Source organism: Flavobacterium sp. YJ01, assembly GCF_029320955.1.
Lineage (GTDB): Bacteria > Bacteroidota > Bacteroidia > Flavobacteriales > Flavobacteriaceae > Flavobacterium.
Genome location: NZ_CP119757.1, coordinates 1,782,377 through 1,800,689 on the forward strand (window position 1 = coordinate 1,782,377; position 18,313 = coordinate 1,800,689).

Genomic DNA, 18,313 nt, shown 5'->3' on the forward strand with positions numbered 1-18,313 from the left:
AATACATTTCTTTTTCAAAAATATTTCAAAAGTGATTACCTCTTTAAAATAATTTATTCAGAATCAAAAAACAGAACTAATTTTAAACCTAAATTTGTACATCGAATACCAATTCGGCTTTAGCTTATCTGCAAAATGACACACAAAATTTTAATTATAGACGACGAAGAAAAACTGAGAAGTCTGTTAGCGCGAATTATAAAATCGGAAGGATTTGAAGTTTTTGAAGCCAAAGATTTAAAATCGGGTTTTAAGAAACTGGAACAAACGGATATTGATGTCGTTTTGTGCGATGTAAAACTTCCTGACGGAAATGGCGTTGATTTTCTTCAAAACATAAAAGAAAATTTTCCGCTTACGGAAGTTATTCTGTTAACCGCTTTCGGGAATATTCCAGACGGCGTACAGGCAATGAAAAATGGCGCTTTCGATTATATTGTAAAAGGCGACGACAACGATAAAATTATTCCGCTTCTTTATAAAGCGGTTGAAAAAGTGCATTTGCAAAAAAAAGTACAACAACTCGAAAAACGTATCAACGACAAATATTCTTTCAGCACCATTGTTGGAAAATCAAAAGGAATTGAACAAATTATCGATCTCGCGCAAAAAGTAGCCAAAACAGATTCGACTGTTTTATTAACTGGAGAAACTGGAACTGGAAAAGAAGTTTTTGCACAGGCGATTCATGAAAACAGTAATCGTGTTGGGAAATCTTTTGTGGCTTTGAATTGCAGTACTTTCACAAAAGAAATTTTAGAAAGCGAACTTTTCGGTCATAAACAAGGCGCTTTTACTGGAGCTGTAAAAGATAAAAAAGGTTTTATTGAAGAAGCAAACGGTGGTACTTTATTTCTGGATGAAATTGGTGAAATGCCAATTGATCTTCAGGCGAAATTATTGCGTGTTTTAGAAACTTCAGAATATATTCCCGTTGGAGATACCACTCCAAAAAAATCAAATTTCAGATTAATTGCCGCAACAAACCGTGATTTAAAAGCCGAAAGTGACGAACATCGTTTCCGTTCTGATTTGTACTTCCGTTTAAATATCTTCGAAATAAAACTGCCTTCTTTACGAGAAAGAATTAAAGATATTGCGGTTTTGACAAATCATTTCGTGAAACAGTTTTCTGAAAAAACGAATAAAAAAACATTACATATCTCAGATGATTTTCTGCAAAAATTAGAAAATTATTCTTGGCCTGGAAATATCCGCGAACTTAAAAACATTATCGAAAGATCGGTTATTTTGAGTAATGGCGATACTTTAACTTCGGATGTTTTACCTTATGAAATGCAGCATCAAGCGGAGAAAACTACCAAATCAATGTCGGCTTTTTCCATGCAGAGTGTTGAAAAACTGCATATTCAAAAAGTTTTAAATTATACAAAAGGAAATAAAGCAGAAACGGCACGATTATTAGAAATTGGAATTGCGACTTTATACAGAAAACTCGAAGAGTATAATATACAGGCGTGATCCTGCAAGGTTTTCAAAACCTTGTAGGTTTAGATTTTAAATAATTGGAACTTTATACTTAAATAGAATACCTACAAGGTTTTGAAAACCTTGCAGGAAACGTAGATTCTCAACATACACCTTATCATTTCAATAAAAGCTTATCAAAATGATAGGCTTTTTTTATGCCTAATTTTCGGCACACAACTACATTCCTTTTATTCACAACACTTTACACACAACCTGATTTTTTCGGAACATATTTTGGCATAAGGAGGGAGAACATTAAAATTCATTCCAAATGAAAAATCAAGTAACCTCAATCTACAAACAAGCCGAACGGTTTGCTGAGATAACCAAAAAATCTATTATTTCTGGAAACATCGTTCGAGCAAAAAAATGCTTGGCACTTGCTGAACGTTTGTTTATAACCGGAAGCATAGAAACTAAAAACGCCATTTCTAATGTGTATGTTTTTTCGGTTTCTTCTTTTATGGAAGTGCGTCATTGCAATATTTCACATCTTTTTCCACAAACACTTAAAGCGGAATATATAAAGCAGGTTAATGCTTCTGGTGTTTAATCGGTTAACTGTTTAATTGTTTAATCGAAAAAATTTAAACTCTGAATTCTAAAATCTACAATCTTAAATCTAAAATAATTATCCTATGATCACTTTTCTTTTACTCGTACTGGCCGTTGTGCTGTTTGCCATTTGTTTTCTCTCTGTTGAATTTTTTGAAAAAATCTAAATCATGACCGCACTATTTATTATTTCAATCGCCGTTTTCGTGTACTTGGTTTATGTACTAATCAAACCCGAAAAGTTTTAAAAAATGAATTTTTAGAATTTAAGATTCCCTCAAATAAATCTAAAATCAACAATCTAATATTAAAAATATGAACACAGAATTATTAGGCGTCATTGGTATTTTTATCCTCACTATTGTTTTAGCGATTCCTTTAGGAAAATATATTGCTAAAGTTTATTTGGGAGATAAAACACTTCTTGACCCAATTTTCAATCCAATTGAAAAATTTATTTTTAAAATCAGCGGTATTAATTCGGCTGAAGAAATGAACTGGAAACAACACTTAAAAGCACTTTTAAGTATTAATATGGTTTGGTTCTTTCTTTGTTTTTTTGTCTTATTATTTCAGGGATCTTTACCGCTTAACCCGGATAATAATCCATCCATGACGCCAGATTTGGCATTTAATACTGCTATTTCATTTTTAGTCAATTGCAATTTACAGCATTATTCAGGCGAAAGCGGGGTTTCTTACCTTTCACAAATCGTCTTGATGTTTCTTCAATTTGTTTCTGCTGGTATCGGAATGGCTGCTGCTGCAATGATTTTTACAGCAATGAAAGAAAGAACAACAGAACAATTAGGTAATTTTTACAATTATTTTATCAAAAGCTGTACTCGTATTTTATTACCTCTTTCAGCAATTGTAGCTATCGCATTAGTTTTCAGCGGTACTCCTATGACTTTTGAAGGTAAAGATGCTATTACAACGCTTCAAGGTGATCATGTAGAAGTTTCTCGCGGACCCGCTGCAGCTTTTATTGCTATTAAACATATTGGTACAAATGGTGGTGGATTTTTTGGAGCCAACTCAGCGCATCCATTAGAAAACCCAACTTATTTTACGAATGGAGTTGAACTTTGGGCGCAAATGATTATTCCGTTTGCGATGATTTTTGCTCTTGGATTTTTCCTAAACAAAAGAAAATTAGCGAATATTATTTTTGGTGTAATGACGGTTGGTTTCTTACTCTTGGTTGTTCCAACAGTTATGAGTGAAATCAACGGAAATCCTGCTATCGAAAAAATGGGTATAGCACAGGCAACCGGAGCGATGGAAGGAAAAGAAGTTCGGTTTGGTCCAGCAATGTCAGGTTTCTGGAGTATTGCTACAACGGTAATTTCTACAGGTTCTGTAAACAGTATGCACGATAGTTCGATGCCAATGTCTGGCGCAATGCAATTATTATCGATGATGGTAAATGCTTTTTATGGCGGATGTGGTGTTGGTATTTTGAACTACCATATTTTCATTATTCTGGCTGTTTTTATCTCCGGATTAATGGTCGGCCGAACACCAGAATTTTTAGGTAAAAAAATCGAAGCGCGGGAAGTTAAAATTGCTGCTTTTATCGCCATTCTTCACCCCTTATTAATATTAGCAGGAACAGCTTTGGCTTCTTATTTTGCTGCAAATGATACTGCAATGGGCTATTGGTTTAACGGAAATGCAACAGGCTGGTTAAACAATCCAGGAAATCATGGATTCTCAGAAATATTATATGAATATACTTCAAGCGCGGCCAATAACGGTTCTGGTTTTGAAGGTCTGGGAGATAATAATCCGTTCTGGAATATCACAACTGGAATTGTATTACTGTTAAGCCGTTTTATTCCAATCATTGGCCCATTGGCAATTGCAGGCTTACTGGCAGGTAAAAAATACATTCCAGAGAGTGCAGGAACTTTAAAAACGGATACATCAATTTTCGGAATCATGACTTTTGCCGTAATCGCAATTATCGCTGCTTTATCATTCTTCCCAGCGTTGGCTTTAGGTCCATTGGCAGAATTCTTTACACTAAAATAAAAATGCTGAATCATTTAAACACATAAAAACATAGAATCTAAATCTATAAAAAAGAACAAAAAGAAAACTCGTTTTCACACATAGCTGAAATAACAAATTGTTCATTCCTATTTTAATATAGCCCGTGGTTTTAACGACGGGAAACGAATTGCAGGGACAAAGATTGTGATATACGTTGCGTCCCAGCGGTTAAAACCGCTGGCTATGTTCTATAATCTATGTATTTTTTTCGCATAACATCTAACAAATAACATTTAACTTTTTACAAGAAAATGACAACTAATAAATCCACATCATTGTTTGAAAGTAAACAGGTAAAAGAAGCCTTAGTGCAGTCTTTTGTCAAGCTGAACCCTACAATGATGATCAAAAATCCGGTAATGTTTACCGTAGAAATTGGAACTGCCATTATGTTTGCTGTCTGCGTTTCGATATTAATGGGTGCCAATGACCAGGGAAGTTTTACCTATAATCTAATTGTGTTCTTGATTTTATTGGCAACACTTTTATTTGCCAATTTCGCCGAAGCCATTGCCGAAGCAAGAGGAAAAGCACAAGCCGACAGTTTAAGAAAAACAAGAGAAGAGACTCCTGCAAGACAGATTCTTCCAAACGGAGAAATTAAAAACATTAGTTCTTCGGCATTAAAAAAAGACGATATTTTCATTTGTGAAGCCGGCGATTCAATTGCTGCCGATGGTGAAATTATCGAAGGTCTGGCTACAATCGACGAAAGTGCTATTACCGGAGAAAGTGCTCCTGTAATCCGCGAAGCCGGCGGAGATAAATCTTCCGTTACCGGAGGAACAAAAGTATTATCTGACAAAATTAAAGTAAAAGTAACTTCTGAACCTGGCGAAAGCTTTTTAGATAAAATGATTGCTTTAGTTGAAGGTGCGAGCCGTCAGAAAACACCAAACGAAATTGCCTTAACCATTTTATTAGCCGCATTTACTTTAATTTTCGTGATTGTGTGCGTTACGCTAAAACCGTTTGCCGACTATGCCAACGCACCCATCACGATCGCGGCTTTCATTGCTTTGTTTGTTTGTTTGATTCCAACTACAATTGGAGGATTGCTTTCTGCGATTGGTATTGCGGGAATGGACAGAGCGTTACGAGCTAACGTCATTACAAAATCGGGTAAAGCGGTTGAAACTGCCGGAGATATTGATGTGTTACTTTTGGATAAAACCGGAACTATTACAATCGGAAACAGAAAAGCAACCAATTTTTATCCAACAAAAGGAATCTCTTTTGATGATTTCGTTAAATCGGCTGTTTTGAGTTCGCTTGCTGATGATACTCCTGAAGGAAAAAGTATTTTAGAGCTAAGTGAAATGATCGATGTAAAAAGTGAGACGAAAGCTTCGTTTTTACAAACTACTTCTGATATTGCGCATACCATCAAATTTACTGCTGAAACCAGAACTTCTGGAGTTGTTTTAAAAGATGGAACAAACATTCGTAAAGGTGCGCAAGATGCTGCAAGAAATATTGCGCAACAAGCTGGAAATTCTTTCCCTGAAGATACTGCACAACAAGTTATTACAATTTCATCTAACGGTGGAACTCCATTGGTTGTTATTAAAAACAATGAAATTCAAGGCGTTATCGAGCTTCAGGATATTATTAAAACCGGAATGAAAGAACGTTTTGAGCGTTTGCGCAGAATGGGTATCAAAACGGTTATGGTTACAGGAGATAATCCACTTACTGCCAAATTTATTGCCGAAGCAGCTGGTGTTGATGATTTTATTGCCGAAGCTAAGCCTGAGGACAAAATGAACTACATTAGAAAAGAACAGGCTGAAGGAAGATTGGTTGCCATGATGGGTGACGGAACAAATGATGCCCCTGCCCTTGCTCAAGCCAATGTGGGTGTTGCGATGAACAGCGGAACTCAAGCGGCAAAAGAAGCCGGAAACATGGTCGATCTTGACAATGATCCAACGAAACTAATCGAGATTGTCGAAATTGGAAAACAGCTTTTAATGACTCGAGGAACTTTAACTACTTTTTCTATTGCAAATGACGTTGCGAAATATTTTGCTATTGTTCCTGCTCTTTTTATTACTGCGATTCCTGCGCTTCAAGGTTTGAATATTATGCACTTGCATAGTCCTGAAAGTGCGATTTTATCGGCTGTAATTTTCAATGCAGTTATTATTCCAATTTTGATTCCGCTTGCGCTGAAGGGGGTTGATTATCGTCCAATTGGCGCAAGTGCCATCTTAAAAAGAAACCTTTTGATTTATGGTTTAGGTGGATTGATTGTTCCTTTTATCGGAATCAAGGTTATTGATTTATTAGTAGCACTTTTTATATAAGATACTGAGATGCTAGGATTCTAAGGAACTAAGGTTTTCTCTTAGAATCGCAAATACAGGAATCTTTAAAAACTCTAATTAAAAACATGACTTCGATTTGCTAAAATTCTGAAAAAAAAACTTAGAACCTTAGCAACTTAGTCCCTTAGAATCTTCAAAAAAATGAAAAATCTATTTTCTATAATAAAACTTACTGCGGTTACTCTAATCTTGTTCGCAGTTATTTATCCTATTGCGATTTACGGAATCGCACAAATTGCTCCAAATCAAGGAAAAGGAGAAACGATTTCGGTTAACGGAAAAGTGGTGGGTTACCAAAAAATTGGTCAAAAATTCGATAAGTCGAATTATTTCTGGGGAAGACCTTCGGCTGTTGATTATAACGCTGCCGGAAGTGCCGGAAGCAACAAAGGCCCAAGCAATGCCGATTATTTAGCTTTAGTTCAAAAAAGAATTGATACACTTTTATTGGTTCATCCGTACTTGAAAAAATCTGAAATTCCGGCTGATATGGTTACGGCTTCTGGAAGTGGTTTGGATCCGAATATTTCTCCGCAAGGGGCTTTGATTCAGGTTAAGCGTATTGCCAAAGAAAGAAAACTGGACGAAACTAAAGTAAAAGCTTTGGTGGAATCTAAAATTAATACGGCTGTTGTTGGCCCTGAAACAGTGAATGTTTTGGAATTGAATGTGGCGCTGGATCAGCTTCGTTAGAAAAGGTTCTGAGGTTCTGAGTCGCTAAGGTTCTAAGGTTTTTCTCCTAACAGGTTTCCAAAACCTGTTAGGTATTATAAACCGAATAACCACATCGTTTGTCATCCCGAGGAACGAAGGATCTCCACGAGTAGCTCGACAAAGATTTTCGATTTACTTTACGGGGTTACTTACGAAGATTTCTCCTTCGTCGAAATGACAAACTTTGGTGAACAGGAATCGAAAAACTAAACTTACAATAATACCTAACAGGTTTTGGAAACCTGTTAGGATATGGAAATATTGTAATACAAAAACGCCTTTTTTACCCCAAATGCCCTAGCCCGATAGTAGTGAAAATCCTTTTGTGTCTCGTTTCTTTAACGAGACACAAAAGATTGAAACGGATAGCGGGATTAGCTCCTAAAAAATCTACTAATAAATAATAGAATACCACAAAAATGAAAAAAATAATACTTACTGCTTTAATCGCTTTTGGTTATAGCAATTTACATGCACAAGAAGAATCTAAAAGTCCATTGACATTTTCAGGATATGTAGATGCATATTATAGTTATGATTTTGGAAAACCGGAAAATCATACTCGGCCAAATTTCTTTTACAGTTACAATAAAAGCAACGAGGTAAACCTGAATTTAGGAATGGCGAAAGTGAATTATTCGAAAGAAAATATTCGAGGGAATTTTGCCTTGATGGCGGGAACTTATGCCGAATATAATATGTCTGCTGAACAAGGTTTGTTGAAAAATGTTTACGAAGCGAATGTTGGTGTAAAGATTTCGAAAAACCATAATTTATGGATTGATGCGGGAATCATGCCCTCGCATATTGGTTTTGAAAGTGCGATTGGAAAAGACTGCCAAACTTTAACGAGAAGTATTCTGGCTGAGAATTCTCCTTATTATGAAACGGGAGTTAAAATTGGTTATACATCTGAATCTGGGAAATGGTATTTGGCGGGTATGTACTTGAATGGCTGGCAGAGAATTGAAAAAGTAGAAGGCAATCAAACGCCTGCTTTTGGAACTCAGGTTACATACAAACCTTCTGATAAAGTTGTTTTGAATTGGAGTACTTATGTTGGAAATGAACAGCCGGATATTGACAAAAAATGGCGTTATTTTAATAATTTCTACGGACAATTTAAGGTAACGGAAAAAACAAATATTACGGCTGGTGTTGATGTTGGATCTCAACAATCGGCTAAAAGCAGTAATAAATACGATACTTGGTTTTCGCCAGTTTTGATTCTGCAATACAAACCAGTTGACAAAATTCATCTTGCGGTACGAGGTGAATATTATAGTGATGAAAAAGGTGTAATCATCTCAACAGAAACACCAAATGGTTTTAAAACTTACGGATTTTCAGCTAACTTTGATTACTTAGTTACTGATAATGTTATGTTTAGAATTGAAGCCAGAAATCTTTCAAGTAAAGACGAAATCTTCACAAATAAAGATAATGTTCCAACGGATACGAATACGTTTGTAACGACTTCCTTGGCGATTAGTTTCTAGGAAAATATTTCTTGCCACAGATTACACAGATTAAAGGGATTTTTTAATCTCTTTGTGTAGATTTATTTGCCACGAATTACACAAATTTTCACGAATTATATTAAAAAAAATTTGTGCAAATTTGTGTAATTCGTGGCTAAAAAAAAATAATCCTTCTAATCCTTCTAATCTGTGGCTTTTAAAAAAAAACTTTGTGACTTAGCGCCTTCGTGGCAAAAATTATGGAAAACGAAAATAATAACGCACAGCACTTTCTCGATTTAATTCAGAAATCACGAAAGGGAAAGTTCAAAATCTACATTGGAATGAGTGCCGGTGTGGGCAAAACTTTTCGTATGCTTCAGGAAGCGCATTCGTTATTAAAAAACGGAATCGATGTAAAAATTGGCTACATCGAAACGCACATGCGGAAGGAAACGCATGAATTATTAGCAGGCTTGCCTATAATTCCGAGACGGACCATTTTTTATAAAGGAAAAGAATTAGAAGAACTCGATGTTCAGGCGATTATTAATCTTCGTCCAGAAGTTGTGATAGTTGATGAACTCGCACACACGAACGTTGAGGGAAGCAAAAATGAAAAACGCTGGCAGGATGTTTTAGAGATTTTGGAAGCGGGAATTAATGTGATTTCGGCGGTGAATATTCAGCATATTGAGAGTTTAAATGAAGATGTAAAACGGATTACCAACATTGATGTTCAGGAACGTATTCCAGACAATGTTTTACGATTGGCGGATGAAGTCGTGAATATCGATTTAACATCTGAAGATTTGATTGCACGTTTAAAGGAAGGAAAAATTTATACTCCAGATAAAATTCAGACGGCATTAACGAACTTTTTTAAATCCGAACAGATTTTACAACTTCGGGAATTGGCTTTGAAAGAAGTAGCGAGTCAGGTAGTTCGAAAAGTTGAAAATGAAGTTCCGAATCTTCATGCTTTACGACATGAAAAATTGTTGGCTTGCATTAGCAGTAATGAAAAAACGGCTAAAATTATAATTAGAAAAGCTGCAAGATTAGCCAGTTATTACAATGGATCTTGGCATGTTTTGTATGTAGAAACGCCAAAGGAAAGTAGTAATAAAATTGCTTTGGACAAACAGCGACATTTAATTAATAATTTTAAACTCGCCGTGCAATTAGGCGCGGAGGTTATTAAATTGGAAAATTCAAATATTGCCGATGCGATTTTGGCAACAGTAGAAGAAAAACAAATTACAACTGTCTGCATTGGAAAACCGCATTTGAATTTATTTAAAGTAATTTTGTCTACAACAATTTTTAGACGTTTGCTAAACAAACTGTCCTTGTCAAATGTTGATCTTGTGATATTATCGTAAAATGTTTTATGTGAAATGTAAGATGTTGTTTTTCATTTCACATTTTACAAACAACATTTCACACAAAAAATAAAATATGAGAATTAAAACCAAATTGAATCTGGGAGTTGGATTGTTATTTTTAATGATCATTATACTTTCGTTAGTTAGCGGTTATTCTGTTTTTTTGATAAAAGCAGACACCGAGAATATTCTGAAAGCGAATTATAATACGCTGGAATATTCGCGAAATATGATTTTGTCTTTGGATGAAATTAAAGCAAGCCCCGATAGCAAGATTCATGTTTTCAAGGAATATCTTGAAAAACAAACGCAAAATGTTACCGAACCGGGAGAAAAAGAAGCAACCGAAAACCTTGAAAAAAGTTTTACGCTTTTAGAACAAAACGGAGCAAACGAAGTCATAAAAGCAAAAATCAGACAGGATATTTTTGTCATTATGAAGCTCAATCTTGATGCGATAAAACAGAAAAGCGACATTGCAAAACTCACTGCCGAAAATGCTAATTTGTGGATTGCCATTGTGGGAAGTTTATGCTTTTTGATCGCTTTTAATTTGCTAGTTAATCTGCCGAATAATATTGCCAATCCAATAAAGGAATTAACGCTGAGTATCAAGGAAATTGCCAATAAAAATTATTCAGAACGTGTTCATTTTACGAGTCATAGCGAATTTGGAGATTTGGCAAAATCGTTTAATACAATGGCGCAGAAACTTCAGGAATATAACGACAGTAATTTGTACAAACTATTCTTCGAAAAGAAACGACTGGAAACTTTAATCAATAATATGAACGATCCAATTATTGGTTTGGACAATGAAGGAATTGTTTTGTTTGCCAATGATGAAGCGTTGAAAATTATTGGTCTGAAACTGGAAGATGTTATCGGGAAATCGGCTTCTACTCTAGCCTTGTCGAATGATTTGATTCGTTCTTTAATTTTAAAAGATGAATCAGATGCGCCTAAAAAACAACCTCTCAAAATTTATGCGCACGGAAAAGAAAGTTATTTTGAAAAAGAAATTCTGAATATTACTATAATCCCAACAGGAGAAGAAAAAGAAATTAATATTGGTGATGTGATTATTCTGAGAAATATTACGCTTTTTAAAGAACTGGATTTTGCCAAAACCAACTTTATTGCGACAGTTTCACACGAATTAAAAACGCCTATTGCGTCAATAAAATTAAGTCTGAAATTGCTTGAAAATGAAAAAACAGGCGACATGAACGACGACCAGAAACAATTGGTCGAAAGTATAAAAGAGGATAGTCAGCGCTTATTGAAAATTACGGGTGAATTGCTTAATCTATCTCAATTAGAAACAGGAAATATTCAGCTGAGTATCGAAAAAAGCAATCCGCACGAAATTGTAAATTATGCTGTTGAAGCAGTAAAAGTTCAGGCGGAACAAAAACAAATTAAACTGGTTATTGTTGCTGATGAAAATCTAGAAGACGTAAAAGCCGACAGCGAAAAAACAGGTTGGGTTTTGATTAATTATTTGTCGAATGCGATTCGGTATTCTTCTGAAAAAAGTATCATTCACATCAAATTAAAAAAAGAGAATAACCAAATCGTATTTCAGGTCATCGATACCGGAAAAGGAATTGATACAAGATACAAAGACCGGGTTTTTGATAAATATTTCCAAGTTCCTGGAAGTCAAAAATCTGGAACGGGATTGGGATTAGCTATTAGCAAAGAATTTATTGAAGCACAAAATGGAAATGTTGGCGTTGAGAGTAATTTGGGATTGGGAAGTACGTTTTGGTTTTCGTTGAAGGTTTAGAAAAATTGTGAATTGTGAATTGTGAATTGTTAAAAGAAAAAATATTAAAAAGAGCTTCGGAGAAGCGAGATATTTATAGCTAATTTGATTCACATTGATAATAAGCTCCAGCGGAGCGATATATTTCACCCCGCTGAGGCTTAAAAAACGCGTCTAATAAATTTTCTATAAATATATCGTCCCGCTGGGACTTTATTTACTTAAAATCAGCAATCTGAATAAAATAATATTTAGCCAATCTTAATCCAATTACCTTATTTAAAATCAACAAATTAAAGTTAGCTTAAGGTTCAATTAAGACCAAAATACTAGTCTCGAACATTCGTTACTATTGCAAAATATAACGACAAAAACAATGTTCCGCAAAACAATTTCCCTCGTATTCCTGTTCGGATTATTTTCTGCAAATGCACAGCAAAATGATTCGATTCTAAAAATTGACAGTACATCTAATCGCTTAAAATTCAATTACAAACAATTAATTATTCCGAGCGTTTTAATTGGTTATGGCGTAATTGGTTTAGAAAGCGATCAGCTTTTGAGTTTCAATCACCAAATTAAGGCTGAAGTTACCGAAGATATTGACGAAAAAATTACCATTGATGATTTCTCTCAATATGCACCCGCTGCGTCGGTTTATGCATTGAATGCTTTTGGTGTAAAAGGCAAGAATAATATGCGTGACCGTTCTGTAATATTTGTGACTTCGTATGCTATAATGGCTTCAACGGTTTTGGGCTTAAAATCGATTTCACATGTAGAAAGGCCAGACGGAAGTTCAAATAACTCTTTTCCTTCTGGGCATACTGCAACTGCATTTATGGGTGCCGAATTTTTATACCAAGAATATAAAGACAAATCTATTTGGTATGGAATTGCAGGCTACGCCGTTGCAACAGGAACGGGACTTTTTAGAATCTACAATAATCGTCATTGGCTGACAGATGTAGCTGCCGGAGCGGGAATTGGGATTTTGAGCACCAAAATTGCTTATTGGATTAATCCGTATATTACTAAAAAGTTATTCAAATCATCAGCAGAAAATAAATCAACTTCTATGATTATGCCTTTTTATAATGGACAGCAATATGGATTAGGATTTGCGAAGATCTTTTAGTTTTTTTTAGCCACAAAGGCGCTAAGGCACAAAGTTTTTTAAGCCACAGATTTCACAGATTAAAAGGATTTTTTAATCGCTTTGTGTAGATTTATTTGCCACGAATTGCACAAATTTTCACGAATTATGTTGATTATATTTTGAATAAAAAAATTAGTGAAAATTTGTGCAATTCGTGGCGAAAAAAAAATAATCCTTTTAATCTGTGAATCCCGATAGCTATCGGGAGTGGCAAACTCTTTTTATGTATTCGAAGTATTATTCTTAATCTCTCGAACTTCGCGTTTCAATTCTAAAAGCAAATCTTTCATTTCTCCAGTTTCCGTCGTTTCTTGTTTTTTGTCTGAACGGCCGATATTACATTCGTATTCCCAAATTTCCAAAATATCAGAAGCTTTCACTTCATAATTTGGGTAAAAACTGTTGTCGGATTCTAAAACCAAACTATTTTTTTTGTTTTTATTGAGACGTTTATACACCATTCCTTCACTTTTAGTAATAAGAATATACGTTTTGCCATCCATAACCTCTCCCAGTTTTTCCACATAACGACCAATAATAATCGAACCATCTTCGTGCGGAGGCATTGAATCGCCTTCAACGGGAAATCCGCGGTGTTTTCCTGGTCCTAAAAAAGGAAGTGTAATCTGCTGTAAACTTTCAATATATTCTGGATCAGCATATCCGTTTAGATAACCTGCTTTTGCTTTTTGAGATACAATTTCAATAAAATTTTCTCCAAAACTATCCACTTGGATTGGTAAAATAAGTCGATTGCCTTCTAGTTTTATCAAATTTTGCACATCAATTTTACGTATATCGACAGATAATATCAAGTCGATACTCATATGAAAATATAATGCAATCTTCTTTAAAATGTCATACGGTGCTTCCGAAGTTCCGTCTTCGTATTTCACGTATCTTCCTCTTGTAATACTTAGGTTTTCAGCTAATTTTTCTTGTGATATTTTATGCTTAACCCTTAGTGCTCTGATGTTGTCTGAAAATAAGGACATAATTAATTTGTTATAATTTGGAACAGCAAATATACAAAAAATTGTTATCACCTGTGCTAATTTTGTTCCATACAAAAACAAAGGAAAATGGCACGGGCAATTGTACATATGGATTTGGATACCTTTTTTGTATCCTGCGAAAGACGCACCAACTCTGAACTCAATGGAATTCCGCTTATTATAGGTGGCGGAGACCGCGGTGTTGTTGCTTCTTGCTCTTATGAAGCCCGTAAATATGGAGTGCGTTCTGCGATGCCTATTCGTATGGCATTAAAACTTTGTCCAGACGCAAAAGTCATGAAAGGTGATATGGAATTGTATTCGCAATTATCTCACGATGTTACAGAAATTCTTCAGGAAAAAGCACCAGTTTTAGAAAAAGCAAGTGTCGACGAATTTTATCTGGATATTACCGGAATGGATAAATTTCATGGCAGTTATAAATGGACCAATGAACTGGCTCAAAAAGTGATTAAAGAAACAGGACTTCCTATTAGTTTTTCATTATCCATCAACAAAACCGTTTCTAAAATTGCGACCGGAGAAGGCAAACCTGTAGGAAATCTTGAAATTCCAGAACAAAAAGTACAAGATTTTTTAAATCCGCTTTCGATTCAGAAAATCCCGATGGTTGGCGCTGTTACTTTTCAGCTTTTGTCCCGAATCGGCGTTCGTAAAATTCAAACTTTAGCCGAAATGCCTGCCGAAGTTTTACAACAAATGATTGGTAAAAACGGTTTGGAACTTTGGAAAAAAGCACATGGAATTGACCACACGCCTGTTGAACCTTACAGCGAAAGAAAATCAATTTCTACCGAAACTACTTTTTCGCAAGACACTATTGATCTTGCAAAACTGAGAAGACTATTATTAGGAATGGTCGAAAAACTGGCTTTTCAGCTTCGCGCTGAACAGTGGCTGACTTCAACTGTTACAGTCAAAATACGTTACGCCAATTTTGATACAGAAACCAAACAATGCCGAGTAGCTTATACTTCTGCCGATCATATTCTGACCAAAAATGTAATAGAGCTTTTTGAGAAAGTCTATCAGCGTCGTATGCGTCTGCGCTTGATTGGCGTTCGCTTTAGCGGACTCGTGCGAGGAACCTATCAAATTGATCTTTTTGAAGATACTCAGGAAATGTTATCACTTTATGAAGCCATGGATAAAATGAAAAGCCGTTATGGTTTTGATGCCGTAATGCGCTGTGCCGGAGCTCATTTTAAACCGAATACTAAAGACGAAATTTTAAAACGCAAGAAATAATGTATCTCAATTGTCATTCTTATCATTCATTACGTTACGGCACAATTCCGCTTAAGGATTTGATTGCCGAAGCCGTTTTGCATGGTATAAAAGCAATGGCATTGACCGATATTAATACCGTTACCGGAATTTACGATTTTATAAAAGCATGTCAAGAAAAAGAAATTAAGCCTTTGGTTGGAATGGAATTTAGATGCAACCATCAATTCCGATATATTGGACTGGCGCAAAATGCAGAAGGTTTGGCCGAAATGAATGTTTTTCTAACTAAACATAATTTCAGTGATGAAACTTTGCCTTTGCGTGCTCCAAAATTCGAATCGGCTTTTGTGATTTATACTTTAGAAAACGCTCCTGAAACACTTTTTGAAAATGAATTTATCGGAGTTCGTCCCGAAGAAGTTTCAAGTCTTTTGACTTCAAAACATAAAAATAAAATCTCCAAAATGGTGATTTTACAGCCTGTAACTTTTAGAAATAAAAAAGAATACAATCTGCATAAAGTGCTTCGTGCTATTGATACGAATATTATTTTATCGAAACTTACAGAAGTAGATTACTGCAAAGTTTCTGATGTGATGAAACCTGTAGAATCGATTCTACCATTTTATGAAAAATATCCTGAAATCATTTTGAATACACAACGTATCATTGACGATTGTAATTTTCAATATGATTTTTCAGCTAAAAGAAATAAAAAATTCTATACTGAAAATCGTCAAAAAGATTTAGAAAAACTTACTGAATTAGCTTGGGAAGGATTTGAAAAACGTTATGGAAACGAAAATATTGAAGCAAAAGCTCGCGTAGAAAAAGAATTAAAAGTTATTGACGAATTAGAATTCAGCGGTTATTTTTTAATTACCTGGGATATTATTCAATACAGCAATAGTCAAGGCTTCATGCACATTGGTCGCGGAAGCGGTGCCAACAGCATCATTGCCTATTGTCTCGGAATTACCGATATCTGTCCTATTGAACTGGATTTATATTTTGAACGTTTTTTAAACCTCAACCGTAAAACGCCACCCGATTTTGACATAGATTGGAGTTGGCAGGAACGCAATACAATTTTAGAATATATATTCGAGAAATACGGCAGTGATCATGTTGCTTTCTGCGGAACCAATGTTGAATTTAAATACCGTTCTATTTTTAGGGAAGTCGGAAAGGTTTTTGGTCTTCCAAAAGAAGAATTAGATCTTTTGGCAAAAAATCCGGAAGAACTTCATCCGACCAATAAAATTGTAAAATTGGTTCAGGAATACGGACAAATGATGGGAAAATATCCCAATCAACGAAGCATGCATGCGTGTGGAATTCTAATTTCTGAAGAACCGATTACGAATTATACGCCTTTGGAAATGCCACCAAAAGGTTTTCCAATTGTTCTTTTTGATATGCACATTGCCGAAGAAATTGGTTTTGATAAATTCGATATTCTAAGTCAGCGTGGTATCGGACATATTGATGACAGCGTAAAACTAATTGCCAAAAACCGAGGGATAAAAGTTAATATTCGCGATACTTCCATTTCTAAAGACGAAGCGGTTTGCAATTCTTATTTAGCAAAAGGACATACGATTGGCTGTTTTTATATCGAAAGTCCCGCTATGCGTGGTTTACTGCGCCGTTTAAATTGTGATAATTATAAAATTCTTGTCGCCGCGTCGTCTATTATTCGTCCCGGCGTTGCACAATCTGGAATGATGAAAGAGTATATTTTCCGTCATAACAATCCAACTCAGTTTGAGTATTTTCATGAAGTTTTCAGAGAACATCTTGGTGAAACTTACGGCATTATGGTTTATCAGGAAGATGTAATTAAAATTGCCCAGCATTACGGCGGGCTTCCCGCTCCTGACGGTGATATTCTACGTCGTGCCATGTCTGGAAAAGGAAGATCTCTAGAAGCGCTTCAAAAAGTAAAAGATAATTTCTTTGCCAGCTGTGCTCAAAAAGGGCATCCATTAGAATTAAGCCAGGAAATTTATCGTCAGATTGAATCTTTTGCAGGATACTCTTTTTGTAAAGCGCACTCGGCTTCTTATGCGGTTGAAAGTTATCAAAGTTTGTACTTGAAAGTTAATTATCCTGTTGAATTCATGACTGCGGTAATCAACAATCAAGGTGGATTTTACAGAACCGAAGTTTATGTACACGAAGCGCGAATGTCTGGCGGAACGATTCATAATCCGTGTGTAAATAAAAGCGAATATCAGACTACTTTGTACGGAACTGATATTTATTTGGGTTTTATGCACATTCAAAGTCTGGAATCTAAAATCGCTCATTTGATTGAAGAAGACCGAAATAAAAAAGGTGATTTCAATTCTCTGGAAGATTTTATCAATCGAATTCCAATTGGAATTGAAGGCGTTAAAACACTGATTTTTATTGATGCTTTTCGTTTTACAGGAAAAACAAAAAATCAGCTTTTGGTAACTGCCAGTTTGCTATTGAATAATTTTAAACCTGAAAACAGAGATTTGAAATTACTGCAGGAACCCGTTAAAGAATACAAACTTCCAACACTTGAACGTTCTGTTTTTGAAGATGCGTTTGACGAAATTGAATTGTTGAGTTTCCCCGTTTCGTGTACTGTTTTTGATCTTTTACAAACCAAACACCGTGGAGATGTCATGGCGAAAGATTTGGTTCAATATCATAAAAAACAAGTCAGAATGTTGGCCTATCTGATTTCCAGAAAACATGTTCCAACTAAAAAAGGCACTATGTATTTTGGAACTTGGATCGATCATGAAGGCACTTATTTTGACACCGCTCATTTTCCTGATAGCCTTGCTAAACATCCATTTCAGGGAGGAGGCTGTTATCTTTTGTTAGGAAATGTCGAAGTCGATTATCATTTTCCAACGATTACGATAATCAAAATGGCAAAAATGCCTTTTATTCCAGATCCACGTTATATGGATTCAAAAGATCAATACAGAACACAAAACCAAATTAAAGAAGATATAAGCCTTACGCACAGAAAACCTTATCCGTCTGAACATGAGATTAATTTGCCCAGACACCGAATGAAGTTTTAATTTTTATTAAACGCCGAAAAATTGCTCGCAAAGGCGCGAAGACGCAAAGTTTTTTCTTTTTAAGTTTTTA

General features: G+C 35.3%; 13 protein-coding genes. 12 read left to right on the forward strand and 1 reads right to left on the reverse strand.

Translation table 11 applies throughout. The features are described from left to right. The first annotated feature begins 135 nt into the window (after nt 1-135). The 10 genes from P0R33_RS07830 (at nt 136) to P0R33_RS07875 (ending at nt 12,905) form a co-directional block, all read left to right on the forward strand. Nucleotides 136-1,482, forward strand: a complete 1,347-nt coding sequence (locus tag P0R33_RS07830; RefSeq protein ID WP_276174919.1) for a sigma-54 dependent transcriptional regulator — start codon at nt 136-138, stop codon at nt 1,480-1,482. Nucleotides 1,483-1,762: 280 nt separating this feature from the next. Then, nucleotides 1,763-2,044 carry a hypothetical protein gene (locus P0R33_RS07835; RefSeq protein WP_026730398.1) on the forward strand — a complete coding sequence of 94 codons (282 nt, stop codon included), beginning with the start codon at nt 1,763-1,765 and terminating at the stop codon, nt 2,042-2,044. Between the two features lie 172 nt (nt 2,045-2,216). Next, nucleotides 2,217-2,294 carry a K(+)-transporting ATPase subunit F gene (gene kdpF / locus P0R33_RS07840; protein WP_081909388.1) on the forward strand — a complete coding sequence of 26 codons (78 nt, stop codon included), beginning with the start codon at nt 2,217-2,219 and terminating at the stop codon, nt 2,292-2,294. Between the two features lie 67 nt (nt 2,295-2,361). After that, nucleotides 2,362-4,083: a potassium-transporting ATPase subunit KdpA gene (gene kdpA / locus P0R33_RS07845; RefSeq protein WP_276174920.1), complete on the forward strand. Its 1,722-nt coding sequence runs from the start codon at nt 2,362-2,364 to the stop codon at nt 4,081-4,083. A 272-nt stretch (nt 4,084-4,355) separates the two neighbouring features. Next, a complete protein-coding gene (kdpB, locus tag P0R33_RS07850; RefSeq protein WP_276174921.1) occupies nt 4,356-6,413 on the forward strand; it encodes a potassium-transporting ATPase subunit KdpB in 2,058 nt (685 codons plus the stop codon). 162 nt (nt 6,414-6,575) lie between these two features. Further along, nucleotides 6,576-7,127: a K(+)-transporting ATPase subunit C gene (locus tag P0R33_RS07855; RefSeq protein ID WP_276174922.1), complete on the forward strand. Its 552-nt coding sequence runs from the start codon at nt 6,576-6,578 to the stop codon at nt 7,125-7,127. Nucleotides 7,128-7,567: 440 nt separating this feature from the next. Continuing rightward, a complete protein-coding gene (locus P0R33_RS07860) occupies nt 7,568-8,647 on the forward strand; it encodes a porin (protein WP_276174923.1) in 1,080 nt (359 codons plus the stop codon). A gap of 221 nt (nt 8,648-8,868) precedes the next feature. After that, nucleotides 8,869-9,993 carry a sensor protein KdpD gene (locus P0R33_RS07865; protein WP_276174924.1) on the forward strand — a complete coding sequence of 375 codons (1,125 nt, stop codon included), beginning with the start codon at nt 8,869-8,871 and terminating at the stop codon, nt 9,991-9,993. A 76-nt stretch (nt 9,994-10,069) separates the two neighbouring features. Then, nucleotides 10,070-11,788 carry an ATP-binding protein gene (locus P0R33_RS07870; protein ID WP_276174925.1) on the forward strand — a complete coding sequence of 573 codons (1,719 nt, stop codon included), beginning with the start codon at nt 10,070-10,072 and terminating at the stop codon, nt 11,786-11,788. 355 nt (nt 11,789-12,143) lie between these two features. After that, complete coding sequence (locus tag P0R33_RS07875) at nt 12,144-12,905, forward strand: phosphatase PAP2 family protein (protein WP_276174926.1); 762 nt, start codon at nt 12,144-12,146, stop codon at nt 12,903-12,905. Between the two features lie 242 nt (nt 12,906-13,147). Here the strand turns inward: P0R33_RS07875 and P0R33_RS07880 are convergent, their stop codons facing one another. After that, nucleotides 13,148-13,921: a LexA family transcriptional regulator gene (locus P0R33_RS07880; protein ID WP_132989572.1), complete on the reverse strand. Its 774-nt coding sequence runs from the start codon at nt 13,919-13,921 to the stop codon at nt 13,148-13,150. Nucleotides 13,922-14,008: 87 nt separating this feature from the next. Between P0R33_RS07880 and dinB the strand changes: the two genes are divergently transcribed. After that, nucleotides 14,009-15,190, forward strand: coding sequence for a DNA polymerase IV (gene dinB / locus P0R33_RS07885; protein WP_276174927.1), 1,182 nt, complete (start codon nt 14,009-14,011; stop codon nt 15,188-15,190). After that, the gene (gene dnaE, locus P0R33_RS07890; RefSeq protein WP_276174928.1) at nt 15,190-18,243 is read left to right on the forward strand and encodes a DNA polymerase III subunit alpha; all 3,054 of its coding nucleotides are present in this window, start codon (nt 15,190-15,192) and stop codon (nt 18,241-18,243) included. The genes dinB and dnaE overlap by 1 nt, the downstream gene beginning before the upstream one ends. Nucleotides 18,244-18,313 lie beyond the last annotated feature (70 nt).